A 24,080-nucleotide genomic window follows, 5' to 3' on the forward strand; every position below is an offset into this window, starting at 1 on the left:
CAAGAAAACAGAAGAATTGGGGACCGGTCATGAATTGATATTAGCAATATCGAACCCCCGGATCAATGGAAGGAGGCACCCGGAATCCCTTGCCCCGCCACCCGGCCCTTGATACGATTCATAAATAGAAGGACCTTGTGCGCACCCTCACGGCGATCCGGCCGTGACCAGGCACCGAGCCGACCTAAACCCCCCATTCTCGGACCGCCGGCCCCTTGTCTTCATCGAATTGCACGATCCCGGTACGCCCGGTCGCGATTTGCCTTGCATTCGATCATCCAGAGGCGGGACCTGCGTCGTCACAGCTCGCTACGATCCGCATTCGAATCGTACACCTGAAGGGATTTCCAGCGCCATGACCGAAAGAGGCCAGCAGACCGATAAGTTGACCGAACCGCATTTCACCGTCATTTCAGCGCCCGATATAGAATCCATTATATCCGGACAGGAGAAGCGGATCGTCGACGTGGTGGAGAACACGTATATCCAGCACGCGTCCGGCGGGTCCGTGAATCCACCATCCTATTTCCTCCGATTTCCGGAACAGCCCGGAGACAGGATCATCGCCCTTCCCTCGTCCTTGGGCGGAGACGACGGACTACACGGAATAAAATGGGTCTCCAGTTTTCCCGATAACGTTCCCGGAGGGATATCGCGCGCCTCTGCCGCGCTCATCCTCAACGACCGGAGAACCGGATATCCGTTCGCCTGCCTGGAGGGTTCCGTCATCAGCGCGAACCGGACCGCGGCGTCGGCCGCGCTCGCGGTACTGAGGATCAGATCAGGTCAGCGGCCCCCCCGAACCGCCGGATTCCTGGGAACCGGTCCGATAGCGCGCAGCGTCCACCGCTACCTCCGCGCAGTCGGGATCCGACTGGAACGCCTCAGTATCCACGACACCGTTCCCGAACGGTCCGCGGCATTTCGCCGGCATCTGGTCTCATCGGGCGTTCCCGGGCCCGATGTGCACATCGCGTCCGGTGCGGAGGACGTCATCCGCTCATCGGATCTGGTGATCCTCGCGACAACGGCGGCGGAACCGCACATCGAATCCCCGGCCTGGTTCTCACACAATCCATTGGTCCTGAACATCTCCCTGCGGGACCTCTCCCCCGCCGTCATCCTGTCCGCGGTGAACATCGTGGACGACGTCGACCACTGCCTGCGGGAGAGGACCTCCCCGCACCTCACCGAACTGGAACAGGGCAACCGTGATTTCGTCGACGGCACCATAGCCGACGTCATCGGCGGCCGGTGCGAATTCGCATCGGACAAGCCGGTGGTCTTCTCTCCTTTCGGGCTCGGCGTGCTCGACCTCGCTCTCGGGAGATACGTGCACGACCAAGCGCGGTTCCAGGGAACCGCGCGCGTCATCGATGGTTTCCACCCTTCCGCACGGGGAGACGGGAACGGTCAGGGGAACTAGGATGCCGATCATCAGCCAGCCGCAGGACTATACCGACGAGGACTTGTACGTCGACTTGGATCCGCTTCTCGGTGTCCCTTTGTACGTCAAATGCGAGGGCGTCAATTTCGCCGGATCCGTGAAGATCAAAACGGCCAGATCCCTGATAGACGCCGCGGAGCGCGAGCGCCGCCTGTCCCCGGACTCCGTACTGGTCGAATCATCGTCCGGAAACCTGGGAGTGGCGATCAGCATGATCGCCGCGAACAGGGGGATCCCGTTCCTGTGCGTCACGGACCCCAAGTGCAATCCGGCGAGCATTCGACTCATGGAAGCCTACGGCGCCACTGTCCACATCGTGCGGGACCAGGATCCGAACGGCGGATTCCTGGGCGCGAGAATAGCCCACATCAAGAAGATCACCGCGACCGACAGCAGATACGTCTGGCTCAATCAGTACGAGAACCCGGCGAATTGGCGAATACATTTCCACGAGACCGCGCGTGCGATCCGCAGAGCGTTCCCCAATCTGAAGGTCCTCTTCATCGGCGCGGGTACGACCGGCACCCTCATGGGGTGCGCCCGATACTTCAAGGACACGGCGAGCGGGGTCACCGTCGTGGCCGTGGACGCGGCGGGGTCTGTCATCTTCGGCGGTCCTGAGCGGCCGCGGATGATCCCGGGGGTCGGTATGAGCATCCGCCCTCCGCTGCTCGACGAGGCGGTCGTCGACGACGTGGTGCGGGTCGCCGAGATCGACGCGATCAGGATGTGCCGCCGCCTGGCCGAGTGCGGCTTCCTGTTCGGGGGGTCGACGGGAACGGTGGTGAGCGGAGCACAGCACTGGCTCAAGGAGAACCGGACCTATCCACATGGGGACGCCGTGGCGATCGCACCCGACCTCGGCGAACGCTACCTCGACTCGATCTACGACGACGCCTGGGTCGCCCGCCACTTCGCCGACCCCCCGGGCCCGGTATCGGCCCTATGAGGAGGCCGACGCATCCACGGGGCCCGGTCCTCGGCCGGCGCCCCTGGTATCGGGAACAGGGGTGGGATAGCGTTCATCCCCTATCAGCGCCGAGGTGACCGCACCATGTCGAAGAACCTGTGGAACCTGGCCAAGGTGCTCTTCTGTCTCGGCGTCGTCCTGCTGGCCGGCTTCTGGCTGCCGGCGGACCCACCCGGCGGCGACGTATGGTGGCTGTCCTGGGAGATGCTGGTCGCCGCCGTGGCCTTCCTGATACTCGCCTACACCCTGCCACCGCTGCCCTGGCGCCTCCGCCGCCGTCCCCGACCTGAGAACGACACCGACGACGACTAGTGCCCGGACCGTTCACGGGGTCATCGCCGGGCGCGGGCCTCCCGCCCGCGCTCCGATCCCCTGCGCCGCGCACCGAGGAAGACGACAGAGCACCGCTACTGGTAATCGGAGGGGTCGTCTTGAGCGATCAGCAGTTCTTCTGGGAGTTCACCGAGGTCTTCGTGCCGATGGAGGATGGCGAGTATGCGGGCGCCACGGGCCTCGCGGACACTCTCGACGCCGAGGGGAGCGACGGTTACGACGTGGTGTCGGTCGACTGGCGCGCCCGCCGCGGCGACGAGGAGGGCGTCCGGGTACTGCTGAAGAGAGCGACCGGACACCGCGACCTGTAACGCGACGTCGGCGCCACCGGGCAGCAAGGTCATTACCCAGTCCTTGCCCACGTGGTACGGAAAAGCCCACCACCCGATTCGGATGGTGGGCATGTAAGCTGCGCTTACGCTGTCGGGACGGCGGGATTTGAACCCACGACCCCTTGACCCCCAGTCAAGTGCGCTGCCAAACTGCGCTACGTCCCGGTGTCCTGCGGGGACCTGGTCGGTTCCCCTCGAACGAGTAGAACTCTATCGCATCTCCGAGGCGGTTCGTGACAGGTTTTCCTCCGGGTGGCCCGTGCCTGGAGGGCGTGGCCGCCCGTGGCACGTGCCCGGGGGGCGAACGGGCGCGGGCGCGGAGATGTCCCCCGCTGCCGACGTGCCCGTACGGGGACTCGCCGTCGCGGTCCTGGGATGCGGGTCGGGCGATCCGCACCTGGTTACTGTGCACCCATGGGGGCAGAGCGGCGGGATGAGAGCGCGGGCGGGTCCGCCGATGTGGAGGCTTCGCTGGCGCTGCTGGGGATGAGCGACGGGGTGTTCCACGCCCAGGCGCTGCACTTCGCCGCCGAGATGGGGATCGGGGATCTGCTCGCCGGCGGGCCGCGGGCCTCCGCCGAGCTCGCCGCGGCCACCTCGTGCGATCCCGATGTGCTGTACCGGATGCTGCGGATGCTGGCCGCGTGCGGGGTGTTCACCGAGACCGAGCCCGGGACGTTCGGGCTCACCGGGCTGGGCGGACCGCTTCGCTCGGACCATCCGCGCAGCGTCCGTTCCGTGCTCGCCATGAACGGGGTCCTGCTGCCGCTCGTCCTCGACGGGTGCCGGCACAGCCTGCGGACCGGGGAGTCGGCCTTCGCCGCGGTGATGGGCGAGCACTTCTTCGACCACTTGGCGCACGATGCCGGGCACGCCGGCGTGTTCGACGCCGCGATGGCCGAGCTGACGCGGGCCGTTCTCCCCGCCGTGCTGGACGCCTACGACTTCTCCGCTGCACGCAGGATCGTCGACGTCGGCGGCGGGTCCGGGGCACTGCTCAGCGCCGTGCTGCACGCCGCCCCCGACGCCACCGGGGTCGTCTTCGACACCCCGCACGTGGCCGACGCCGCCCGGGAGCGGATGCGCGCCGAGGGGCTCGCGGACCGCTGTACCGCCACCGGCGGCGACTTCTTCCGGGACGTGCCGCCGGGCGGCGACCTCTACCTGCTCAAGTGGATCCTGCACAATTGGCCCGACGACCCGGCGGCGCGGATCCTGCGCCGCTGCCGGCGGGCCATGGGCGACGGTGCCCGGCTGCTGCTCATCGAATCCGTGCTGCCTCCCGGCGACACCTACCATCCGGCGAAGACCATGGACCTGTCCATGCTCGTCATCTCGGGAGGGCGGGAGCGGACCGGCGAAGAGTTCGCCGCGCTGCTCGCAGCCGCCGACATGCGGCTGGTCGGTGTGATCCCCACCGCCTCGCCCTACAGCCTCATCGAGGCCGTGCCCGCCTGAGCGCCCTGCCCGCACCGCCCCCGGCCCCGGCCCCGGCCCCGGCCCCGAGACCGTACCCGGCTGAGTACGCCCGCCCTCCTGCGCCGCGGCCTTCGACGATCACTCCCGCTCCGGGCCCGGCAGCGGCCGGGCGCCCTCGCCGATCCAGATCGGCGTGATGTCGACCGTCCGGATCCGCCATACCCCGCCCTCACGCCGGTAGGTGTGGTCGTAGTGTCCGCCCACCGACCACCAGTCGGCGGGGTCGTCGGGACCGCGCAGATGGACCGCGTAGAGGTAGCAGCGGGACGACGCCGCATCGCCGTCGACGTCCACCTGGTGGTTGGTGATCAGGTGATGGGTGCGGTGGTACCGCCCCAGGTCCGCGGCCACGAACTCGGCGAGCCCGGCGCGCCCGCGGTGTTCGGCGCCGGGCATGCGCAGCGCACCGTCGGCGGTGAACAACTCCGCGTAACCGGTGAAATCGCGTTCGTCGAGGCAGCGGGCGAAGCGGGCCAGGAGGTCGCCGATGTCCGCGCGGGCGAGCATCGCGCGCAGGCGCGCCGTGTCGGCCGCGCCGATCGCACCGGTCCCGCCCGTCCCGCCGACCGCGTCGACCGTTCCGGCCGTGTCGATCGTTTCGGCCGTGTCCTCAGGTTCCCCGGTTCTCCCGGAATCCGTCATCGCCGGCCCCCTGTCGCGACCTCCGCCCCGGCGCGCCCCGTCGGCCTCCACAACCGCGTCCCCTCACTCGCCGAGCAGCAGGGCGGTGTACAGGGTCAGGCCGGGACCGAACGTCATGGCGACGCCGTGGGTGCCCGCGACCGGGGCGCCGGTGTGCAGGAGTTCGGCGAGGACGATCGGCAGCCCCGCCGACGAGCAGTTCCCGTACTCGGCGAGGACGCGGCGCGAGTCGGCCGTCAGCTCCGGCGCGAGCCCGAGGCCCTGCTCGGCGGCGTCGATGATGCGCGGCCCCCCGGGGTGGACGGCCCACCAGCGCACGTCGCCGACGGTCAGCCCGCGGGGGCCGAGGAGCCCGCCGACCACCTCGGGCAGCCGCGCGGCGATCAGGTCGGGGACCTTGGACGACAGCCCCATGAGGAAGCCGGTGTCGCCCACCTCCCAGGTCATGTGGTCCTCGTGCCCGTGGTCGGTGTAGGAGGCGGTGTCCAGCACGCGCAGCGCCGGGCCGACCCCTTCGGCGCGGTCGTCCGCCCGTACGACCATGGCCACGGCGGCGTCGCCGAACAGGGAGTTCACCACGAACTGCTCCATGTCCCAGGGGGCGGGCTGCAGGTGCAGCGACGACAGTTCCACGTTGAGCAGCACGGCCGGGCGCGCGTGGCCGCGCACGAAGTCGGTGCAGGCCGCCAGGCCGGGGAGCGCGCCGAAGCACCCCATGTGCCCGACCGCCAGCCGCTGGGTGTCGGGCCGCATCCCCAGGTCGCGGATCAGCCGGGAGTCGACCCCCGGTGTTCCGTAGCCGGTGGAGGAGACCACACACAGCATCCCGATGTCACCGGGGTCGACGGCGGCGCGGGCGAGGGCGGTCGAGACGGCCGTGGCCGCCAAGGGCAGCGCGTCACGCTGGAACCTGCGCATGCGCTCGGCCGTGGTCCAGGCGGAGACGTCCTCGTGCCGGGGGTCGATCACCATGCGGCGCCGCAGGATCCCCGACCCCGCGAGGATGCGGCGCAGGACCTCCCGGCGGGCGTGCCCCTCGGGCAGCATCCCCAGCACCTCGCGCTGGACCAGGACGGTCGGGGGGAAGGCCGCCCCGATCCCGGCGATCCGCGCCTCCTCCACCCGCTCCCCCTCACCGGCCCCGCCGGCGGCGCGTACCGCCGCCGGTCACCGCTCGCGGTCACCAGTCAACCACTGCGCACCGCGATCTCCCGAGAACGCGCCGTGACCGAACGGGGCCGGCTGACACTCCGCCCCTCCTCCCCCTGCGCCGGGATGTGCGGGACTAGAGTGAAAGGCGGATCCGCCGGGACGCGAGCCCGCGGCCGCGCGCCCCCGCCCGGCGGCGCGCACCGCCGCCCGCCGGTGTCCGGCCGCGGGGACGGAGAGGACGGCCGACGACGATGACCACGACCACACCGATCCCCGATCACACGCTCAACGACGGCACCACGCTGCCCGCCATCGGTTTCGGCACCTATGCGCTGAACGGCGCAGGAGGCGTCGACGCCATGGTGAACGCGATCGAGCTGGGCTACCGCCTGCTGGACTCCGCGTTCAACTACGAGAACGAGGGCGCCGTGGGCGAAACCGTCCGCCGCAGCCCGGTGCCGCGCGAGGACCTGCGGGTCACGTCGAAGCTCGCCGGCCGCCACCACGCCTACGACAAGGCGGTCGCGGCCGTGCACGAATCGCTCTACCGCGCGGGGCTCGACCACTACGACCTGTACCTGGTCCACTGGCCCAACCCGGGCCGTGACCTGTACGTCGAGGCGTGGCAGGCGCTGGTGGACCTCAAGCGGCAGGGGCTGCTGCGCTCGATCGGGGTGTCGAACTTCCTGCCCGCCCACCTGGAGCGCATCGCGGCCGAGACCGGGGTGGTGCCGAGCGTCAACCAGGTGGAGCTGCACCCCTACTTCCCACAGGCCGACCTGCGGGAGTGGCATGAGGCCAACGGGATCCGCACGGAGTCGTGGAGCCCGTTGGGGCGCGCCGGCGCCGTGCTGCGCGATCCGGTCGTCGAGCGGATCGCCGCCGGCCACGGGCGCAGCACCGCGCAGGTGGTCCTGCGCTGGCACCTCCAGCTGGGGGCGGTGCCGCTGCCGAAGGCCGCGGGCGCGGCGCGCCAGCGGGAGAACATGTCGGTGTTCGACTTCGAGCTGTCGGACGCGGACATGGCCGCCATCACCGGCCTCGGCCGTCCTGACGGGCGCATCGCCGACCAGGACCCCGCGGTGTACGAGGAGTTCTGATCCCCCGTTGCCGGGCCGTCCGCGCCCCGGCCCGCTCCGAGCGCCGCCGGGCCGCGCGCCGCTACCGGCCGCGGTCGGTGACCGCGTCGACGACCAGGCTGAGGCCCGCCCCGAGCAGCCAGACGTCCTGGGCGACCGACAGCCCTTGCTCGGTGGGGAGCAGGCTGCCCTCGCGGCGCATCCCGGGGATGCGCAGGTACAGGCCGAGCAGCCCCGCCGAGAACGCCGTGAGCCCGACCCCGGCGAGCAGGGTGGGCACGACCGGGAGCAGGAGCGCCGTTCCGAGCGTGATCTCACCCGCCGCGACCAGGCGCGTGAAGGTCCGCGGATCGACCTTGTTCACGACGGGGTAGGCGCTGGCGGCGAAGCCGTGCAGCTGCTGGGCGGCCTCGTCGTCGGCGGCCTTCTTGTCCAGCCCTGTTCCGAGGATGAAGGCGCCGGTCGCGATCCGGACCGGCAGGTGGCGTGTCCTGACACAGCGCTTCATGTCGTGCTCCCGACGTCGTAGGTGGTCAGGGGGCCACGGCCCCCTGCGACACCTTGGGGGTGCTACCCACGATCGGCGCGTTGTCGCACCCGTCGAGTCCCCGCGGAATGCCCGAGGAGTGCCCGCCGTGCGCCCGGCGCCGCCGACCGCGCGGCGCCGGGCGCGTGCCGGTGCGGGTCAGACCTCCTTGAGGAAGCCCGCGTCGACGACGTAGTCGGCGCCGGTGGTACTGGCGGAGCGGGGCGAGGCGAGCAGGGCGATCATGTCGGCGACCTCCTGCGGGGTGACGAGGCGGCCGATCGCCAGCTTCATCATCTCCGGCGCCACGGTGTCCATGACCGCGTCCCGGTCGGCCCCGACCCCGGCGGCGATGATGTCGGCGGCCCCGCCCTCCTCGGTCCACCACGCGGTGCGCACCGGCCCCGGTGACACGGTGTTCACCCGGATGCCCTGCGGGGCGAACTCCTCCGAGAGCGCCTTGGTGAGGGTGTTGAGCGCCGCCTTCGCGCTCGCGTAGTCGACGTTCATGGTCCCCGGCTGCCGCGCGTTCACCGAGGACACGTTGACGATGGCGCCCCCGCCGCGCTCCAGCATCGCCGGGATGGCGGCGCGGACGATCCGCACCTGGGAGAACAGGTTGAACCGGTAGATGTCCTCCCATTCGGCGTCCGTCGAGCCGTTGAACGAGAACCGCGGGAGGCGGGCCCCGGGGGGCGGTCCGCCGGCGTTGTTCACCAGGATGTCGATCCCGCCGAACGCCTCCGCGGCGCGGCCGATGAGCCCGTCCGCCGCGTCGGGGTCCGCGAGGTCGGCGGGCAGGTGCACGAGCGACGGTCCGGCGAGCGCGTCGAGCCCGGGGGCGGTGGACCGGGAGACCGCCACGACCTTCGCACCCTCGTCGAGCAGGGTCCGGGCGGTGGCCAGCCCGATCCCCTTCGATGCGCCGGTGACGACGGCGGTACGGCCGGCAAGCTTGAGGTCCATGTCTCGTCCTTCGGATCGGTGAGGGGGCGCCGCCGCGCGGGTCGGCGGGCGGCGGCGCGGCCGGGCCGGGCGGCTCCGGCGCTGTTGTTCGTCCGGTAGACGGCGGACGGACCTGAAATGTGAGGGTCCGTTCCGATATCGGTTTCGGGCCCCGGCGCGCGGTCCGTTCGCGGCCCCGCCCCGATCCGCGCGGCGGCGAGGCGCCGCGCCGAACACGAAGCGTGACTGAAGCATTGCGTAGTGAGATGATCCGTCGATGATGGCCGCGGGCCACGACAGCACACCTTCCCCGCAGTGAGGTCACATGTACTTCGCCTACTTCCGGTCCCCCGCGGCAGGAACCCGGCTCCCCGTGGAACCGGAACCCGCCTGCACGGAGCTCCCCGACGAGGCCCGGCGCTGGTCGCGGCGCCGCGCCAAGGCCGCCGGGCTCGCGTGCGCCAGGTGCGGCCTGGACTTCCGGCGCGACACCGTCGAGCGCGACCCGGCGACCATGCCGTTCGAGGTCACCGGCCCCGACGGCGCGCCCAGGTTCGAATGCGGCGGATGCCGTCCGGAGTTCATCGACTCGCTGGTCGCCGCCATGCGGCGGGGCAGCCGGCGGGTGCCGCGCGCCGGCCTGCCGCGCACGGACTCCGCCCCGCCCCTGCCGCGGTGAACGCGACCGCCCCGCACCTGGGAGTTTCGGCCATGCCCGAAAGACCCCCCTCCGGGGTTGGGCCGGTGCCGCGCGGTCGATAGCGTTCCCGCGTCGGACGGCTCCCCCGCTCGGCCCTTCGCCCGGTCACACCCGCACGCGCTCCCGGAGCCCTCCGCCTCCCCCACGGCTCCACGAGGAATGCGAGACGCAGATGCCGACCGAGACCCGGTTCTCGACCGACGACCTCCCGGTGGAGGACCGCTTCGACGCGTGGCGCGAGACCATCAGCCGGACGCACGCCCCCTTGGAGATGACCAGCGAGCACACCGGCGACTTCCACGCGCGCCAGCACATCCTGCACCTTGAGGGGATCCAGGTGTGGCCGACGCTCTTCCGGTCGCTGACCTTCCACCGGACGCCGAGGCTGATCCGCAGCTTCGACCCCGAGGCGATCCACATCTCGTTCGTCCTGCAGGGGACCCACCGCCACATCAGCGGCGGGCACGAGCACGTCTACGGGCCCTCGGACATCCACCCGGTCGACACCTCGGTCCCGTTCGCCCTGGCGGCGACGGCCGCGGGCCCGCTGGTGTCGGGGATCGGGCTGGAGATCCCCAAGGCGCTCATCCCCCTGCCGCAGAGGAGCGTCGCGCGCGCCGTCGGCCGCACGCACCCCGCCGGCCATGGCGCGGGCGCGCTGCTCAGGGGCTACGTCACCCAGCTGGCCAGGGACATCGCGGCCTTCCGGCCGCAGGACGGCCCGTGGGCGTCCGCGGTCCTCGTCGACCTGGTGACCGTCCTGTTCGCCGACGCCGCCGGGGCCGGGGACGCGGTCCCGGAGCGTTCCCACCGCAGGGCCCTGACCCTGCGCATCCGCTCTTTCATCACCCGGAACCTGCACGACGCCGACCTCGACCCGGCCGCCGTCGCCGCCGCCCACCACATCTCGGTCAGCCACCTGCACCGGCTCTTCCGCGAGGACGGCACGAGCGTGTCGCGCTGGATCCGCGAACGCCGCCTGGAGCGCGCCCGCCGCGAACTGACCGACCCGGCGCTGCACGGCCTGCCGGTCCACGCCATCGCCGCACGCTGCGGGTTCCGCGATCCCGCCGGCTTCAGCCGCGCCTTCCGCACCTTCCACGGCGCGCCTCCCCGGGAGGTCCGCGCCGCCGCCGCGTGACGGGGCCGGCGGCGGGGCGGGGCGGCCGCCGCAATGGCCGCCCCGCCCCGCTCCGCGATCAGGCGGTGAGTCCGCCGTCGATCACGAGGTCGTGGCCGACGATGAAGCCGGACTCGGGCGAGCACAGCCAGAGCACCGCCGCCGCGACTTCGTCGACCTCGCCGATGCGCCCGATCGGGACCAGGGGCGCATAGCGCGCGTTGCGCTCCTCGTCGCTCTCGCCCGGGAGCTTCGACATCGGGCCGGCGACGGTCCCCGGGCTGACCACGTTGATGCGCACCTTGTCGCCGATGTGGTCGAGGGCGGCGACCCGGGTCAGGGCGCTCAGGCCCGCTTTGGCCGCGGAGTAGGCGCTGTAGTGGGGGTACCTGGTGTGCGGGCCGATGGTGGAGGAGGTGTTGACGATGTCGCCCCCGCCGTGCTCGCGCATGTGCGCGATCTCGTGCTTCATGCACAGGAACGCGCCGACCAGGTTGGCGTCGAGGACCGCCCGCCACTCCCCGGTGTCATTGTCGGCCACCGGGCCCGCCGGACCGAAGACCCCCGCGTTGTTGTGGGCGATGTCCAGGGCGCCGTGGCGCTCCACCGCGGTCGCGACCATGCGCTGGACATCGGATTCGCGCGCGACGTCGGCCGTGACGTGGCTGGCGGTGCCGCCCTCGGACTCGATGAGCTCGACCGTGCGGGCCAGCGGCTCCGCGCGGCGGCCGACGGCGACCACGGTCGCGCCCTCGCGCGCGAACGCCAGCGCGGTCCCGCGGCCCAGGCCCGAGCCGGCTCCGGTGACGAGGGCGACCTTTCCGGTGAAGCGTCCAGTCATCTGCGATCTCTTTCCAGAACGAGGCCGGTATCAGGTGAGGGGAATGGACGGGAGCGCGTTGCGCGGCCGCGGATAACAGGACCGGGTGAAAGGAGAAAGCACCGGATCACCGGCGATCGGGCGCGCACGTACAGGAGTGGACGGAATTCGCCGGACAGAGCAGCCGACCACACGATCTTGAACGAACATCACCGCAGGCCACGGAGGCCACCACTGCGATCAGCGCTTTTCAGCGCCACCCGAGGGTTCTCCACATCGAATACGGAAATGCGCCGGGTCGGAATTTCGCGGTCAGCGCCATGGATCCAACGCTATAGATTTCCCGACGACACTGTCAATTATGGATTTCCGGCCGCACCGCGGTGGTGCCGGTTATTCGCGCCGACCCGCCGAATGGCGGGCGCGGCGGGCGCACCCCGTACGTCCGTGTGGCCTGGCGAACCCGCCGTTTCCGCGACGACCGGCGGCCCGCCGGCAACGGTGAAAAACCCGCCGAATGGCGGTCTCCTCCGCGCCCGGCCCCACGGGGGCGCGGCGGGACTCCTCCAGCCGCGCGGCCCGGCCGACCGCCCGCGGAAAGCCCCCCGGCTCCGGCCGCGCGCCCCGGATTGAGTAGAGTTCCGCACGCCGCGACCTGCCGATGCCCCGAGGTGACCGTGAACGACGCCGCTCCCGCCCCCGTGACCGTGGTGGGGATCGGGGCCGACGGCTGGCAGGGGCTCGCGGCGGCGTCCCAGGAGGAGCTGGCCGCGGCCGAGGTCGTCATCGGCGGACCGCGGCAGCTGGGCCTGCTGCCTCCGCGTGTGGGCGCGCGGCGAGTACCGTGGCCCTCCCCCCTGCGCCCGGCCGTGCCCAGGGTCCTCGCCGCGCACGAAGGACGCCGCGTCGCGGTCCTGGCCAGCGGCGACCCGATGTTCTTCGGCATCGGGCGCACCCTCGCCGACGTCGTCGGCCACGGCCGCCTCCGGGTCCTGCCGCACCCCTCCTCGGTGTCCTACGCGTGCGCGCGCCTGGGCTGGCCCGTGGAGGAGACCCAGGTGGTCTCCCTCGTCGGCCGCCCCGCCGCCGCGCTGGCCGGCGCGCTGTTCGACCACCGGCGGCTGCTCGTCCTGAGCCCCGGATCCCGCGGCCCGGCGGACGTCGCCGCGCTCCTGCGCGCACACGGCTTCGGCCCGACCCGGATGCGGGTGCTGGAGCGGCTCGGCTCCGGCCGCGAACGGACGGTCGAGGGCACCGCGGCGGACTGGGGCGACCCCGCCTGCGACCCGCTGAACGTCGTCGCCCTGGACTGCCGGGCGGCCCCGGACACGGCGCGGCTCGGGCTCACCCCCGGGCTGCCCGACACCGCCTACGACAGCGACGGCCAGCTGACCAAGCGCCACGTCCGCGCCGCGACCCTCGCCGCCCTGGCCCCCGCTCCCGGCGAACTGCTCTGGGACGTCGGCTCGGGGTCGGGGTCCATCGCCATCGAGTGGATGCGCGCGCACCCCTCGTGCCGCGCGGTGGCGATCGAGCGCGACCCGGACCGCGCGCGGCGGATCGCCCGCAACGCCGCCGCCCTCGGGGTCCCCGGGCTGCGCGTGGTGGCCGGCGCGGCGCCGGAGGCGCTGGAGGGCCTGCCGCGGCCGGCGGCGGTGTTCATCGGCGGCGGGCTCACCGCGCCGGGGCTGCCCGACGCGTGCTGGGCGGCGCTGCCGCCCGGCGGGCGCGTCGTCGCCAACGCGGTCACGCTGGAGTCCGAAGCGGTCCTCACCGGGTGGCACGCCCGGCACGGCGGCGGCCTCGTCCGCATCTCCGTGGCCACCGCGACGCCGGTCGGCGGCTTCACCGGCTGGCGCCAGGCCATGCCCGTCACCCAATGGGCGGCCGCCACACCGCCCGCGCACCGCACAGGAGGGCGTCCGTGACCGTCTACTTCATCGGCGCCGGCCCCGGCGCCGCCGACCTCATCACCCTGCGTGGCCGGCGCACGCTCGCCGCGTGCGGCGTCTGCCTGTACGCGGGCAGCCTGGTGCCGCGGGAGATGCTGGCCGCGTGCCCGCCCGGCGCGCGCCTGGTGGACACCGCCCACCTCACGCTGGAGGAGATCACCGGCGAGCTGACCGCCGCGCACGAGGCGGGCCACGACGTCGCCCGGCTGCACTCCGGCGACCCCTCCGTGTTCAGCGCGGTGGCCGAGCAGATGCGGAGGCTGGACGCGGCCGGCGTGCCCTACGAGATCGTCCCGGGGGTGCCGGCGTTCGCGGCGGCGTCGGCGGCACTGGGCCGGGAGCTGACCGTGCCGGAGGTGGGGCAGACGGTGATCCTCACCCGGGTCGCCCACCGGGCGACGGCCATGCCGCCCGGAGAGGACCTGGACACGCTGGGCCGCAGCGGCGCGCTCATCGTCCTGCACCTGGCCGCCCGCCACATCGAGCGCGTGGTGGCGGAGCTGACCCCCCGGTACGGGGCGGACTGCCCGGCCGCGGTGGTCGCGATGGCCAGCCGCCCCGATGAACTGGTGCTGCGCGGAACCCTGGGCGACATCGCCGGGCGGACGGCCGCCGCCGGGATCGTCCGGACGGCCGTCATCCTGGTGGGCCGCTCCCTGGCGGCCGACCGGTTCCCCGACAGCCACCTCTACTCCCCCGAACGCGTCCGCCGCGCCGCCACCGCCGACCCCGGACCTGGACCTGGACCCGGCGATTCGCCCGCCTCGCTGTGACGGCGGGGCCCCTACGCGCCGCCGCCGTCCGGGCGCGCCCGGGCGGGGGCCGCGCGGCCGACGACGGTGCCCGCGCGGTCGATGCAGATGACGTCGACCGCCACCGGCGCCTCGCGCAGCACCCCGAGGGCGGCGCCGCGCGCGGCCCGCGCGACCAGGTCGCCCAGCGGGACCCCCGCGGCGCCGCACAGCTGGACGGCCTGGAGCGCGGTGTTGGCGCCGGCCACCTCCTCGGCCAGCCGGTCGGTCGCCCCGCCGGCGCGGGCCAGCCCCGCGAGGTGGCCGGTGTCCACGCGGGACCGGGCGGAGTGGAGGTCGAGGTGGCCGGCGGCGAGCTTGGAGAGCTTGGCGAAGCCCCCGGCGATGGTGAGGCGCGCAACGGGGTGCCGGCGCAGGTACTTCAGCACCGCCCCCGCGAAGTCGCCCATGTCCAGCAGCGCGTCCTCCGGCAGCCCGTACTCCGCGGCCGCCACCTTCTCCGATGTGGCCCCGGTGCATGCGGCGACGTGCGTGCGGCCCGCCGCGCGGGCGACGTCGACGCCGCGGCGGATGCTGTCGATCCACGCCGAGCAGGAGTACGGCACGACGACCCCGGTGGTCCCCAGGATCGACAGGCCGCCGAGGATGCCCAGGCGCGGGTTCCAGGTCGAGCGGGCGATCTCCGCCCCGCCGTCCACGGAGATCTCCACGTCGACGTCGCCGGTTCCCCCGTACGCCGCCGCGACCTCGGCGAGGTGGTCGCCGAGCATCCGCCGCGGGACGGGGTTGATCGCGGGCTCCCCGACCTCCAGCGGGAGCCCCGGGCGGGTGACCGTGCCGACTCCGGGGCCCGCGCGGAAGACCACGCCGGCCCCCGGCTCCGCGTGCCGCACGGTCGCGCGGACGAGCGCCCCGTGGGTGACGTCCGGGTCGTCCCCGGCGTCCTTGACCACCCCGGCCATCGCCCGGTCCGCGCCGTGCTCTTCCACGGCCAGCGCGAAGGACGGGCGCTGCCCCTTGGGCAGGGTGATGGTCACGGGGTCGGGGAACCCGCCGCCGAGCAGCGCGGTGTAGGCGGCCGTGGCCGCCGCGGTCGCACACGCCCCGGTCGTCCAGCCGGGCCGCAGCCCGCTGCGCTCCAGCTGCCCGGCCCGGCCGCCCTTCGCCGCGGGGCCGCCGCTGCCCGCCGGTTCAGCCACGGGGTCCTCCTCGCGGTCGGACGGGGCGCACGGTGAGCGCGCCGCGGCGGGTGTGCCGGGTGCTCGTCCTCGGCGGGACCGCGGAGGCGCGGCGGGTCGCCGGAGAGCTGGCGGCCGACCCCGGTGTCGAGGTCACGACCTCGCTGGCGGGCCGGGTGGCACGGCCCAGGCTTCCGGAGGGGGCGGTGCGCATCGGAGGGTTCGGCGGGGCCGCGGGGCTGGCGCGCTGGCTGCGGGAGCACCGGGTCGACGCGCTCATCGACGCCACCCACCCCTTCGCCGGGACCATGAGCTTCAACGCGGCCCGGGCGTCCGCCGCGGCGGGGGTGCCGCTGGTGGCGCTGCGCCGGCCCGGCTGGACCCGGGTGCCGGGCGACCGCTGGATCCCGGCGGAGTCCACCGCCGACGCGGCCGCCCTCCTGGCCGCGTCCGAACCACGCACCATACCCGCTGATGGGAGGGTGTTCCTCACCACCGGCCGGACCGGGCTGGCGGCCTTCGCCGGCCTCACCGCCCCGTGGTTCCTGGTGCGCTGCGTCGACCCGCCCCCCGGGCCGTGCCCGCCGCGGATGCGGCTGCTGCTCGACCGCGGGCCGTTCACCGTCGACGGCGAGTCGGAGCTGATGCGCCGGCATCGCATCGACGCGGTCGTCACCAAGGACAGCGGGGGCGCCGCCACCTCTGCCAAGCTGGTGGCGGCGCGCGACCTGGGCCTGCCCGTCATCGTCGTGCGGCGCCCGCCCGCGCCCGAGGGGGTGCCGGTCGTCGCCGACCCGGCGGGCGCCGTGTCCTGGCTCGCCACGCTCCGGGGTCAATCCGGGTAGCGGCGGGGCGTCCACACGACGGTGGCGCCGTCGCCGCGGCGCACGGTACGGGTCTGCGAGGAGCCCACCAGCAGGATGCAGCGCATGTCCACGCGCTCCGGGTCGAGCCCGTCCAGCGTGGTGACCGCGACCGACTGCGCGGGGCCGCCGACGTCGCGGGCCACCACCACAGGGGTGGCGGGCGCGCGGCAGTCCAGCAGGATCTTGCGGGCGGCGGCCAGTTGGGCCGTGCGGCTCTTGGACGCGGGGTTGTACAGGGCCAGGACGAGGTCGGCGGCGGCCGCCGCGCGCAGGCGCTCCTCGATGACCGGCCACGGCTTGAGCCGGTCGGACAGCGACACCACGGCGTAGTCGTGCCCCAGCGGGGCGCCGGCAAGGGCGGCGGCCGACTGCGCCGCGGTGATACCGGGCACCACCCGGACGGCGACGTCGAGGTAGGGGGCCGACGAGGCTGCCTCCAGCACGGCGGTCGCCATGGCGAACACCCCCGGATCACCGGAGGAGACGACGGCCACGCGCCGGCCGCGCAGCGCCAGCTCCAGGGCGAACTCGGCGCGCTCGGCCTCCACCCGGTTGTCCGAGGCGTGCCGGCGCTGCCCGGGGCGCGCGGGAACGCGGTCCATGTAGGTGGTGTAGCCGACCACGTCGTCGGCGGCGGCCAGCTCCGCCCGTGCCTGCGGCGTCAGCCACATCGGGCCGGCGGGCCCCAGCCCCACCACGGCGACCCCGCCCGCCTCCGGGCCGGGCCCGTCCCCGGTCCCCTGCCCGGGGGCCGGTTCGGCGGGCGTGTCGGATGTGGTGGGCGCAACGGGTGCGGCGCCGGCCGTGCGGCCCGGCACGACGGCCACCGAGAAGTACGGCACGGACGCGGGGTCGACGTCGGCGAGGGCACCGGTGCGCTCGCCGTCCATCGTGGCGCGCTCGACGTAGTGCGCGTCGCCCAGGCGCCCACTGGACTCCAGGGCGCGGCGCACAGCGGGGAAGGTCCGGCCGAGTTTGAGGACCGCCGCCGCGTCGGCGGTGGCCAGGCGCGCCGCCAGCTCGTCCTCGGGCAGGGTGCCGGGCAGCAGCGTCAGCACCTCCTCGCCCTCCACAAGGGGGCGGCCGAGCCGCGCCGACGCCGCGCTCACCGAGGTCACCCCGGGGACGACCTCCGCCGGGTAGCGGTGGGCCAGGCGCTTGTGCATGTGCATGTAGGAGCCGTAGAAGAGCGGGTCGCCCTCGGCGAGCACCGCGACGCTGCGCCCGGCGTCGAGGTGGGCGGCGAGCCGCTCGGCGGCCTCGGCGTAGAACTCCTCGATGGCGCCGCGGTAGCCGCCGGGGTGGTCGGTGGTGCCGGTCGTCACCGGGTAGACCAGCGGTTCCTCGATGTGGTCGGGGCGCAGGTGGCGCTCCGCGATCGACCGGGCGATGCTGTGCCCGGGACGGGCGCCGTGGTAGGCGATGACGTCGGCGGCGCCGATCACCTCGACGGCGCGCAGGGTCAGCAGGGACGGGTCGCCCGGGCCGAGGCCCACCCCGTAGAGTCGGCCGGTCACTCCGCCTCGCTCGCGATCGCGTTGACCGCGGCGGCGGCGATCGCGCTGCCGCCCCGCCGCCCCCGCACCACCAGGTACGGGATCCGGGAGGGGTGCGCGGCCAGCGCGTCCTTCGACTCCGCCGCGCCGACGAAGCCGACCGGGACGCCGATGACCGCGGCGGGGCGCGGCGCGCCCTCGTCGACCATCTCCAGGAGCCGGAACAGCGAGGTGGGCGCGTTGCCGATGGCGACCACGGCGCCGTCGAGCCGGTCGCGCCACAGCTCCATGGCGGCGGCGCTGCGGGTGGTGCCGAGGTCGCGGGCCAGCGCGGGCACCGAGGGGTCGGAGAGCGTGCACACGACGTCGTTGCCGGCAGGGAGCCGGCCGCGGGTGACGCCGGCGGCCACCATGGTCGCGTCGCAGAGGATGGGTGCGCCGCCGCGCAGGGCCGCCCGGGCGTCGGCGACGGCCGTCGGGCCGTAGGCCAGGTCGCGGACGAGGTCGACCATGCCGCAGGCGTGGATCATGCGGACGGCGACCTGCGCGACGTCGGCGGGCAGGCCGCCGAGGTCCGCCTCGGCCCGGATGGTGGCGAAGGACTGCCGGTAGATCGCGGCGCCGTCCTTTTCGTAGTCGGTCACATCTCCCTCGGGGGTCGTGTCGTACGCGCGGCCGCAACGGCGGCACCGAGGCCGCCGTGCGCCGCATCCGTCTCGGCCGGACCTGCGCCGCGTGGCGCCTGCGCCTCGACCGGGTCGGCGCCGGGCGCCGATTCCGTCGCGGCCGGGTCCACTCCGTGCACCGTGATCCGGTAGCCGCCGTCGCCGTTCGCGACCGCGTCGACCCACCGCCGGCCGGAGGGGCGGCCGCAACGGCGCTCGCACCCCGACCAGTGGACGGGCCGCCGGCCCTGCCGCGGCGCAACGGGGTGGGAGCGCAGGACAGCCGCGGCATCGGCGCGCACGTCGGCGAGCGATGAGGCACACCCGGGGCGGCCGGTGCACGCGGTCACACCGACCCAGGGCGAGTCGTCAGAGGTCACCAGGCCCGCGTCGGCCAGCACGGCGAGCACGTCCGCGGCGGTGGCCCGGTCCAGGCCGGGCAGGACGACCCCCCGCCACGGGGTCACCCGCAGCTCACCCGACCCGTGTCCTGCGTGCTGCGCGGCCGCGGCGGATGCGGCCGCGGCGGCCAGGTGCCGCCACTGGGCGGCCGCGGCCCGCCCAAGCGGGGCCGCCACCGACAGGGCGGCGTACGCGGAATCAGGTCGGTCGATCCGCCCGAGGCGCGGCTGCGAGGCGGCGGTTCCGCCGCCGGGGAGAGCAAGCCCGCCCTCCTCCCGCTGCGGGACCCCGGCCGCGGGTGGGAGCGCGAGGCGCGCGGCGATGGCACGGCCGTCGGGGTCCACGTCGGCCACGCGCCACGCGGCGGCGCCCGACTCCCGGGCCAGGTCGAGGAACGCCTCGGCGGCGCGCACCGCCCAGCGCGCCGCGTCGTCCCGGGGAACGCGCAGGGTGCCGGTGCCGATGCGCAGGTCGGCGGCGGCGCCGGGGCGCGCGGTGACCGTGATGTCGGCACCGAGGGCGGCGGTGTCGCCGCGTCCGTCGTCCAAGGCGAACAGGAAGCGGCCGGACAGGGCCGGGGTGACGTCGCTCGCGCACAGCAGCGCGTCGAGTCGGGCGACATGGGGCCGCATGTCGGCGTGGCCCTGCCCGTCGAGGCCGCTGAGCGGGGAGGCCACGATGTTGCGGACCCGCTCGTGGCGCCGCGACGGCAGCAGCCCGGCCGCCTCCAGCCGGTCGGCCAGTGCGCCGCCGGCGTCGTCGTCGAGGCCGCGGAGTTGCACGTTGCCGCGCGAGGTGAGGTCGAGGTGCCCGTCGCCGAGGTCCTCCGCCGCGGCGGCGAGCGCGCGCGCCTGGGCCGCGGTGAGCACACCGCCGGGGATCCGCACGCGGGCCAGCCCTCCGTCGTGGGCCGCGTGCAGCCGCAGCGCTCCGGGGCAGGCGTCCTCCCGATCGCGACGGGTCCGGCCTGCGGCGGGCGCACCGCGTCGGGGGGATCCGGGCGAAGGGGGCATAGCGGCGAGCATACCGGTGGCCCCTCGCCGAGCCCGATGCGCCCACCGTCCCCGCGGGGAGGTGTCCGTCCGGGTCGGCGTACCACCGGGGCAGGGGGCGACGGGTCGTCCGGGACCGGCCTGGTGCCCGCCCCCGCCCCCGCCCGGGAACCAGCGCGCGGCGGCGACCAACCCCAAGGGATCGGGGTCAGGCAGCGTCGTCCGATCGGAGGGGCCGCACCGCGGTGCGGCCCCTCGCCACGAAAACGGCCCCTGACAACGGCGGTTCCCGCTCCGAGGAGCTGAGGACGGCGACGTCGCCCCGGTCGTCGACGATGCGTGCGGGTTCGACCCCTCAGCCGGAGCGAACGCGGAATCCCGCTCACGCGGTGGCGGGATGAAGGGGCGACCCCACCTGCGCCGGAACGCATCCGGGTGTCGCCCGTACAGCGACGAGCGTCGCCGCCTCGGGAAGGACCAGCCGCTGCTCGGCGCCGGAGCACCGTCCCGGCAACCGGGGACCGCCCGTCCGCTGCTCGTGCCGGCTCGACCGGCGCGAGCGGCGGAGGCGGCGAGGTCGCATCACGCGACGGCGGTCCCCTCCAGTTCGACCATCAGGGTGGGGATCGCCAGCCGTGCCACCCCGAGCATCGTGGTGGTCGGCGCCGCCCCGGCGGCGCCCAGCCGCGACGCCGGCACGCCGTAGTGTTGGAAGAGCAGATCGACGTCGGTGGTGTAGACGTTGAGCCGGACGAGGTTCACGAGGGACATGCCGGCCTCGCCGAGAACGGCCTCCAGGTTGTCGAGGCTCAGCGCCAGCTGCGCCGCCATGTCACCGGCGTGCCGGGGCTCGCCGTCGCCGCTCATCGCGGTCTGCCCGGCGCAGTACAGGGTCCTGGTCTGCCCGGAGACGATCTCGCCCTGGTTGTACCCCATCTCCACCGACCACGTCCACGGGTTGACCGCCGTGCGCTCCATAGCCCCATCCGCTCCATTCGATCCATTGGATTCATCGACGGCACGTACGTTGACCGGCCGGTGGCCGTCCATCGTCGACCGCGGTGAAAGCCTCCCAACGAAACACGACACCATGTGTCGTATATCTCGGTAGAGTCCCCATATGCGCGCCGACCGGTTGGTCTCGCTGGTACTGCTGCTGCGCCGGCACGGTCGGCTCTCCGCGGCCACGCTGGCCCGCGAACTGGAGGTATCCACCCGCACCGTGCTGCGCGACATGGAGGCCCTGTCCGCGGCCGGTGTCCCGGTCTACGCCGAACGCGGACGGCACGGCGGTTTCGCACTGTTACCCGGCTTTCAGACAGAGCTGACCGGACTGAACCACGACGAGGCGCTCGCCCTGCTGGTCGCCGGATCGCGGCGCGGCGCGCAGCTGTTCGGCCTCGGCTCGGCGCTCGCCTCGGCCATGCTCAAGGCGGTCGACGCACTGCCCGAGGGCTCTCGGGCCACCGCGGCCGGAGCGGGTCGATCTGGACCGGGCCTGGCAGGAGCGCAGCACGCGGTTTCGGGCCGGCGACGAGCAGGTCGCCGTGCTGGTACGGACGGACCCGGCGCGGCGGGAGGAGCTGGTGGGCACCGCGCTGGCCGTCCGCGCCGGGGAAGCCGGTGCGGACGGCCGGCTGCGGCTGGAGGTGACCTTCCAGGATGCACGGCACGCCGAATGGGCGCTATGGCAGCTCGCCGCGGACGCGGAGGTCCTGGCCCCGCAGTGGTTGCGCGCCTCGCTGCGCGACCGCGCCGCCGCGGTCGCCGCCTGCTACGGAGCGCCGTCCTGAGACCGGGGCTCCCGGCGCGCCCGTCAGGACGCGGGGCGCAGGACGATCGCCGCGTTGTGGCCGCCGAATCCGAGGGAGTTGGACACCACGGCCCCCTCGCCCAGCTTGCGGGGGTGGCCGGTGACGATGTCGACCTCGCAGAGGGGGTCGGGGGTGTCGGTGTTGGCGGTGGGCGGGATGAGACCTTCGCGCAGGGTCAGCGCGGCCACCACGGCCTCGACCGCCCCGGCCGCCCCGATGAGGTGCCCCATCGCGCCCTTGCAGGAGGTCACCGGTACCCGGTGGGGGCCGAACACGCCGGCGATGGCCCGCGCCTCGGCGAGGTCGCCCGCCTGGGTGGACGTGGCGTGCGCGTTGACGTGCGCGACGTCGTCCGCGGTGATGCGGGCGTCGCGCAGCGCCGCGAGCATGGCCCGGCGGATGCCGTCGCCGTCGGGGTCGGGCGCGGTCAGGTGGTAGGCGTCGGTGGTGCGGCCGTACCCCGACAGCTCGGCGTGGACGCGGGCACCGCGGCGCTCGGCGTGCTCCGGCGATTCGATGACCAGGAACGCGGCTCCCTCGCCGAAGACGAAGCCCTCGCGGTCGGTGTCGAACGGGCGTGAAGCGTGTTCGGGGTCGCGCGTGCGTGTGGACAGCGCCCCGAGCCCGTGGAAGGCGAGAACGAAGGTGGGGGTGATGTAGGCGTCGACCCCGCCGACCAGGACGACGTCGGCGCTGCCGTCGCGGATGAGCCGCAGCGCCTCGCCGACGGCGTGCCCGCCCGAGGCGCAGGCGGTCGCCACGCACAGCGACGGCCCGCGGATACCGTGGCGCACGGCGATGGCGGCCGCGGTGGCGTTCAGCATGGTCTTGGGCACGTAGAGCGCCGACGGACGGCCGCGGCCGTGCTCATCGGGGGCCAGCAGCACGCTCTCCTGCGTGTGCGCCCCGCCGTGGGACTCCCCCACGACCAGGGCCCGGCGTTCCGGGGGCGCCGTCGGCCCGCCGGCGTCGGACACGGCGTCCTGGGCGGCGCTCACCCCCAGCCGGGTCACAGGGTCGAAGCGCCGGTCCTCCTTGGGGGTCAGGTACGGGGCGGGGTCGAAGGGGGGCACGACGCACGCGAAGTCGACCGGGAGCCCCGTGGTGTCGAACCGGGTGATCGTCCGCGCCGCCGAGCGCCCGGCGAGGAGGGCGGACCACATCTCGTCGGGGTCGCTGCCGAAAGGGGTCCTGACCCCGAGCCCGGTGATCACCGCGCTGCGGCGGTCGGTCATCGGGCGGTCTCCACGGCGGCGCGGGCGTGCACCGCGTCGACGAAGTCGTCGAAGGTCCGGATCCGCAGCACGTCCTGCGCGGGCAGGGTGACCCCGTGGGATTTGAGCGTCTCGATGATCTCGGCGAAGTCGAGGCTGTCCGCCTCCAGGTCCTCGACCAGCAGCGACCCTCCGGTGATGGCGGCTTCGTCCTTGGACAGTACCCGGGCGCAGGTGGCGCGGAGCAGGCCGGAGATGTGGTCGCGTGTCATGGAACTCCTCGTGGGTTCTGGCTCGGCGCCGCCGGCGGGTCGTGCCGCGGCAAGCCCAAGGATTATCACGCATGGTCATCTCTCGCTACTTCACGTGATTCACGCTGGTAAGCGGGGGCCTTCGGGGCAGGGCGGTCACACGGGCGTGTCGAGGCGGCAGTAGGGGGTGCCGTGGCGTTCGTCGAGCAGGACGCGGCCGCTGACCCCGAAGACGTCGCGCAGCATGGAGTCGCGCACGACGTCGGCGGGGCCGCCGTCGGCGGCGACCGCGCCGTCGCGCAGCGCCACGATCCGGTCGGCGTAGCGCGCCGCGTGGTCGAGGTCGTGCAGCACCATGACGACCGTGAGGCGCTCGGCGAAGTCGGCCACGAGTTCCAGCACTTCGAGCTGGTGGCGGACGTCGAGGTAGGTGGTGGGCTCGTCGAGGAGCAGGACCGGGGTGTCCTGGGCCAGCGCCAGCGCGAGCCGGACCCGCTGGCGCTCACCGCCCGACAGCGACTCCAGGGGGCGGTCGGCGAGTCCGGCGACGCCCGCCCGGTCCATGGCGCGGCGCGTGGTGTCGTCCTCGGTGTCGCGGAGCATCCCCAGGACGCCGCGGTGCGCGAACCGGCCCTGGCGGACCAGGCGCCGGGCGGTCATGCCCGGGATGGGCGGCAGCGCCTGGTGCAGGACGGCGATGCGCCGGGCGATGGCGCGGCGGCCCATGGACGCGATGTCCTCGCCGTCGAGCAGGACCCTCCCCGAGGTCGGGCGCAGCGCCCCGGCGAAGAGCCGGAGCAGGGTGCTCTTGCCGCACCCGTTGCGGCCGACGAGGGCGACGGTCTCCCCCCGGGGGATCGCGAGGTCGACGCCGTGCAGGACGGCCTGCTCGCGGGCGTAGCCGAAGCCCACGCGGTCGAGGCGGAGCGCGGCGGGTCGGTCGGCGGTCATCT

24 protein-coding genes, 1 tRNA gene and 1 pseudogene are annotated in these 24,080 nt (G+C 73.9%); 12 read left to right on the forward strand and 14 right to left on the reverse strand.

Annotated features, from left to right (window positions below):
- The first annotated feature begins 355 nt into the window (after positions 1 to 355).
- The 4 genes from sbnB to ACFO4E_RS20955 all read left to right on the forward strand — a co-directional run bounded on the left by sbnB (position 356) and on the right by ACFO4E_RS20955 (position 3,061).
- Positions 356 to 1,426, forward strand: coding sequence for a 2,3-diaminopropionate biosynthesis protein SbnB (gene sbnB / locus ACFO4E_RS20940; RefSeq protein WP_378577354.1), 1,071 nt, complete (start codon positions 356 to 358; stop codon positions 1,424 to 1,426).
- A 1-nt stretch (position 1,427) separates the two neighbouring features.
- A complete protein-coding gene (gene sbnA / locus ACFO4E_RS20945; protein WP_378577356.1) occupies positions 1,428 to 2,396 on the forward strand; it encodes a 2,3-diaminopropionate biosynthesis protein SbnA in 969 nt (322 codons plus the stop codon).
- Positions 2,397 to 2,501: 105 nt separating this feature from the next.
- Positions 2,502 to 2,729 (forward strand): hypothetical protein, encoded by a 228-nt coding sequence (locus tag ACFO4E_RS20950; protein ID WP_378577358.1) that lies wholly within the window; start codon positions 2,502 to 2,504, stop codon positions 2,727 to 2,729.
- Positions 2,730 to 2,848: 119 nt separating this feature from the next.
- Entirely contained in the window at positions 2,849 to 3,061 is a 213-nt protein-coding gene (locus tag ACFO4E_RS20955; RefSeq protein ID WP_378577360.1) for a hypothetical protein, read from the forward strand.
- Positions 3,062 to 3,173: 112 nt separating this feature from the next.
- Here the strand turns inward: ACFO4E_RS20955 and ACFO4E_RS20960 are convergent.
- Positions 3,174 to 3,247, reverse strand: a tRNA-Pro gene (locus ACFO4E_RS20960).
- Between the two features lie 249 nt (positions 3,248 to 3,496).
- Between ACFO4E_RS20960 and ACFO4E_RS20965 the strand changes: the two genes are divergently transcribed.
- Positions 3,497 to 4,540: a methyltransferase gene (locus tag ACFO4E_RS20965; RefSeq protein WP_378577362.1), complete on the forward strand. Its 1,044-nt coding sequence runs from the start codon at positions 3,497 to 3,499 to the stop codon at positions 4,538 to 4,540.
- A gap of 99 nt (positions 4,541 to 4,639) precedes the next feature.
- Here ACFO4E_RS20965 and ACFO4E_RS20970 read toward each other — a convergent pair whose 3' ends face one another.
- Positions 4,640 to 5,203 carry a nuclear transport factor 2 family protein gene (locus ACFO4E_RS20970; RefSeq protein ID WP_378577364.1) on the reverse strand — a complete coding sequence of 188 codons (564 nt, stop codon included), beginning with the start codon at positions 5,201 to 5,203 and terminating at the stop codon, positions 4,640 to 4,642.
- 63 nt (positions 5,204 to 5,266) lie between these two features.
- Positions 5,267 to 6,325, reverse strand: a complete 1,059-nt coding sequence (locus ACFO4E_RS20975) for a type III polyketide synthase (protein WP_378577366.1) — start codon at positions 6,323 to 6,325, stop codon at positions 5,267 to 5,269.
- Between the two features lie 281 nt (positions 6,326 to 6,606).
- On the opposite strand from ACFO4E_RS20975, the gene ACFO4E_RS20980 reads away from it, so the two are divergent.
- Positions 6,607 to 7,455 (forward strand): aldo/keto reductase, encoded by an 849-nt coding sequence (locus tag ACFO4E_RS20980; protein ID WP_378577368.1) that lies wholly within the window; start codon positions 6,607 to 6,609, stop codon positions 7,453 to 7,455.
- A 61-nt stretch (positions 7,456 to 7,516) separates the two neighbouring features.
- Here ACFO4E_RS20980 and ACFO4E_RS20985 read toward each other — a convergent pair whose 3' ends face one another.
- Together ACFO4E_RS20985 and ACFO4E_RS20990 are read right to left on the reverse strand one after the other, a co-directional pair.
- A complete protein-coding gene (locus tag ACFO4E_RS20985) occupies positions 7,517 to 7,942 on the reverse strand; it encodes a hypothetical protein (RefSeq protein WP_378577370.1) in 426 nt (141 codons plus the stop codon).
- Positions 7,943 to 8,119: 177 nt separating this feature from the next.
- Positions 8,120 to 8,926 (reverse strand): SDR family NAD(P)-dependent oxidoreductase, encoded by an 807-nt coding sequence (locus ACFO4E_RS20990; protein ID WP_378577372.1) that lies wholly within the window; start codon positions 8,924 to 8,926, stop codon positions 8,120 to 8,122.
- Between the two features lie 352 nt (positions 8,927 to 9,278).
- Here ACFO4E_RS20990 and ACFO4E_RS20995 point away from each other — a divergent pair, with 352 nt between their 5' ends.
- Both ACFO4E_RS20995 and ACFO4E_RS21000 read left to right on the forward strand, forming a co-directional pair.
- Entirely contained in the window at positions 9,279 to 9,584 is a 306-nt protein-coding gene (locus ACFO4E_RS20995; protein ID WP_378577373.1) for a hypothetical protein, read from the forward strand.
- A 193-nt stretch (positions 9,585 to 9,777) separates the two neighbouring features.
- A complete protein-coding gene (locus tag ACFO4E_RS21000) occupies positions 9,778 to 10,746 on the forward strand; it encodes a helix-turn-helix transcriptional regulator (RefSeq protein WP_378577374.1) in 969 nt (322 codons plus the stop codon).
- A gap of 58 nt (positions 10,747 to 10,804) precedes the next feature.
- Here ACFO4E_RS21000 and ACFO4E_RS21005 read toward each other — a convergent pair whose 3' ends face one another.
- The gene (locus ACFO4E_RS21005; RefSeq protein ID WP_378577375.1) at positions 10,805 to 11,566 is read right to left on the reverse strand and encodes an SDR family NAD(P)-dependent oxidoreductase; all 762 of its coding nucleotides are present in this window, start codon (positions 11,564 to 11,566) and stop codon (positions 10,805 to 10,807) included.
- Positions 11,567 to 12,222: 656 nt separating this feature from the next.
- Between ACFO4E_RS21005 and cbiE the strand changes: the two genes are divergently transcribed.
- Positions 12,223 to 13,473, forward strand: a complete 1,251-nt coding sequence (gene cbiE / locus ACFO4E_RS21010; RefSeq protein ID WP_378577376.1) for a precorrin-6y C5,15-methyltransferase (decarboxylating) subunit CbiE — start codon at positions 12,223 to 12,225, stop codon at positions 13,471 to 13,473.
- Positions 13,470 to 14,270 (forward strand): precorrin-4 C(11)-methyltransferase, encoded by an 801-nt coding sequence (cobM, locus tag ACFO4E_RS21015; protein WP_378577377.1) that lies wholly within the window; start codon positions 13,470 to 13,472, stop codon positions 14,268 to 14,270. Before cbiE ends, cobM begins: the two co-directional genes overlap by 4 nt.
- Before the next feature lie 11 nt (positions 14,271 to 14,281).
- Here cobM and ACFO4E_RS21020 read toward each other — a convergent pair whose 3' ends face one another.
- A complete protein-coding gene (locus ACFO4E_RS21020) occupies positions 14,282 to 15,448 on the reverse strand; it encodes a cobalt-precorrin-5B (C(1))-methyltransferase (RefSeq protein ID WP_378577379.1) in 1,167 nt (388 codons plus the stop codon).
- Between the two features lie 32 nt (positions 15,449 to 15,480).
- Here ACFO4E_RS21020 and ACFO4E_RS21025 point away from each other — a divergent pair, with 32 nt between their 5' ends.
- Positions 15,481 to 16,272 carry a cobalt-precorrin-6A reductase gene (locus ACFO4E_RS21025; protein ID WP_378577381.1) on the forward strand — a complete coding sequence of 264 codons (792 nt, stop codon included), beginning with the start codon at positions 15,481 to 15,483 and terminating at the stop codon, positions 16,270 to 16,272.
- On the opposite strand, the gene ACFO4E_RS21030 is transcribed toward ACFO4E_RS21025, so the two are convergent.
- The 4 genes from ACFO4E_RS21030 to ACFO4E_RS21045 all read right to left on the reverse strand — a co-directional run bounded on the left by ACFO4E_RS21030 (position 16,260) and on the right by ACFO4E_RS21045 (position 20,826).
- Positions 16,260 to 17,810, reverse strand: coding sequence for a precorrin-2 C(20)-methyltransferase (locus ACFO4E_RS21030; RefSeq protein ID WP_378577383.1), 1,551 nt, complete (start codon positions 17,808 to 17,810; stop codon positions 16,260 to 16,262). The genes ACFO4E_RS21025 and ACFO4E_RS21030 overlap by 13 nt on opposite strands.
- On the reverse strand, positions 17,807 to 18,433 hold the full coding sequence (locus ACFO4E_RS21035; protein WP_378577385.1) for a precorrin-8X methylmutase: 627 nt from the start codon (positions 18,431 to 18,433) through the stop codon (positions 17,807 to 17,809). Before ACFO4E_RS21035 ends, ACFO4E_RS21030 begins: the two co-directional genes overlap by 4 nt.
- A complete protein-coding gene (gene cobG / locus ACFO4E_RS21040; RefSeq protein WP_378577387.1) occupies positions 18,430 to 19,869 on the reverse strand; it encodes a precorrin-3B synthase in 1,440 nt (479 codons plus the stop codon). Before cobG ends, ACFO4E_RS21035 begins: the two co-directional genes overlap by 4 nt.
- A gap of 561 nt (positions 19,870 to 20,430) precedes the next feature.
- Entirely contained in the window at positions 20,431 to 20,826 is a 396-nt protein-coding gene (locus ACFO4E_RS21045) for a RidA family protein (RefSeq protein WP_378577389.1), read from the reverse strand.
- Positions 20,827 to 20,968: 142 nt separating this feature from the next.
- On the opposite strand from ACFO4E_RS21045, the pseudogene ACFO4E_RS21050 reads away from it, so the two are divergent.
- Positions 20,969 to 21,641: pseudogene (locus ACFO4E_RS21050) on the forward strand (helix-turn-helix transcriptional regulator).
- Between the two features lie 23 nt (positions 21,642 to 21,664).
- Here the strand turns inward: ACFO4E_RS21050 and ACFO4E_RS21055 are convergent.
- The 3 genes from ACFO4E_RS21055 to ACFO4E_RS21065 all read right to left on the reverse strand — a co-directional run bounded on the left by ACFO4E_RS21055 (position 21,665) and on the right by ACFO4E_RS21065 (position 24,078).
- Positions 21,665 to 22,897: a beta-ketoacyl-[acyl-carrier-protein] synthase family protein gene (locus ACFO4E_RS21055; RefSeq protein WP_378577391.1), complete on the reverse strand. Its 1,233-nt coding sequence runs from the start codon at positions 22,895 to 22,897 to the stop codon at positions 21,665 to 21,667.
- The gene (locus ACFO4E_RS21060; protein ID WP_378577393.1) at positions 22,894 to 23,148 is read right to left on the reverse strand and encodes an acyl carrier protein; all 255 of its coding nucleotides are present in this window, start codon (positions 23,146 to 23,148) and stop codon (positions 22,894 to 22,896) included. Before ACFO4E_RS21060 ends, ACFO4E_RS21055 begins: the two co-directional genes overlap by 4 nt.
- A gap of 135 nt (positions 23,149 to 23,283) precedes the next feature.
- A complete protein-coding gene (locus ACFO4E_RS21065) occupies positions 23,284 to 24,078 on the reverse strand; it encodes an ABC transporter ATP-binding protein (RefSeq protein ID WP_378577395.1) in 795 nt (264 codons plus the stop codon).
- Positions 24,079 to 24,080 lie beyond the last annotated feature (2 nt).

This window comes from Nocardiopsis mangrovi (genome assembly GCF_042653925.1).
GTDB lineage: Bacteria > Actinomycetota > Actinomycetes > Streptosporangiales > Streptosporangiaceae > Nocardiopsis_B > Nocardiopsis_B mangrovi.

What these genes read in the sequence shown, in the direction of transcription:
- cobG (WP_378577387.1), bottom strand. Translation starts at nt 19,869, where the DNA reads ATGCCCCCTTCGCCCGGATCCCCCCGACGCGGTGCGCCCGCCGCAGGC.
- ACFO4E_RS21055 (WP_378577391.1), bottom strand. Translation starts at nt 22,897, where the DNA reads ATGACCGACCGCCGCAGCGCGGTGATCACCGGGCTCGGGGTCAGGACC.
- ACFO4E_RS20985 (WP_378577370.1), bottom strand. Translation starts at nt 7,942, where the DNA reads ATGAAGCGCTGTGTCAGGACACGCCACCTGCCGGTCCGGATCGCGACC.
- ACFO4E_RS20965 (WP_378577362.1), top strand. Translation starts at nt 3,497, where the DNA reads ATGGGGGCAGAGCGGCGGGATGAGAGCGCGGGCGGGTCCGCCGATGTG.
- ACFO4E_RS20970 (WP_378577364.1), bottom strand. Translation starts at nt 5,203, where the DNA reads ATGACGGATTCCGGGAGAACCGGGGAACCTGAGGACACGGCCGAAACG.
- ACFO4E_RS20980 (WP_378577368.1), top strand. Translation starts at nt 6,607, where the DNA reads ATGACCACGACCACACCGATCCCCGATCACACGCTCAACGACGGCACC.
- ACFO4E_RS21005 (WP_378577375.1), bottom strand. Translation starts at nt 11,566, where the DNA reads ATGACTGGACGCTTCACCGGAAAGGTCGCCCTCGTCACCGGAGCCGGC.
- sbnB (WP_378577354.1), top strand. Translation starts at nt 356, where the DNA reads ATGACCGAAAGAGGCCAGCAGACCGATAAGTTGACCGAACCGCATTTC.
- ACFO4E_RS21065 (WP_378577395.1), bottom strand. Translation starts at nt 24,078, where the DNA reads ATGACCGCCGACCGACCCGCCGCGCTCCGCCTCGACCGCGTGGGCTTC.
- ACFO4E_RS20990 (WP_378577372.1), bottom strand. Translation starts at nt 8,926, where the DNA reads ATGGACCTCAAGCTTGCCGGCCGTACCGCCGTCGTCACCGGCGCATCG.
- ACFO4E_RS20950 (WP_378577358.1), top strand. Translation starts at nt 2,502, where the DNA reads ATGTCGAAGAACCTGTGGAACCTGGCCAAGGTGCTCTTCTGTCTCGGC.
- ACFO4E_RS21060 (WP_378577393.1), bottom strand. Translation starts at nt 23,148, where the DNA reads ATGACACGCGACCACATCTCCGGCCTGCTCCGCGCCACCTGCGCCCGG.
- ACFO4E_RS21000 (WP_378577374.1), top strand. Translation starts at nt 9,778, where the DNA reads ATGCCGACCGAGACCCGGTTCTCGACCGACGACCTCCCGGTGGAGGAC.
- ACFO4E_RS21045 (WP_378577389.1), bottom strand. Translation starts at nt 20,826, where the DNA reads ATGGAGCGCACGGCGGTCAACCCGTGGACGTGGTCGGTGGAGATGGGG.
- sbnA (WP_378577356.1), top strand. Translation starts at nt 1,428, where the DNA reads ATGCCGATCATCAGCCAGCCGCAGGACTATACCGACGAGGACTTGTAC.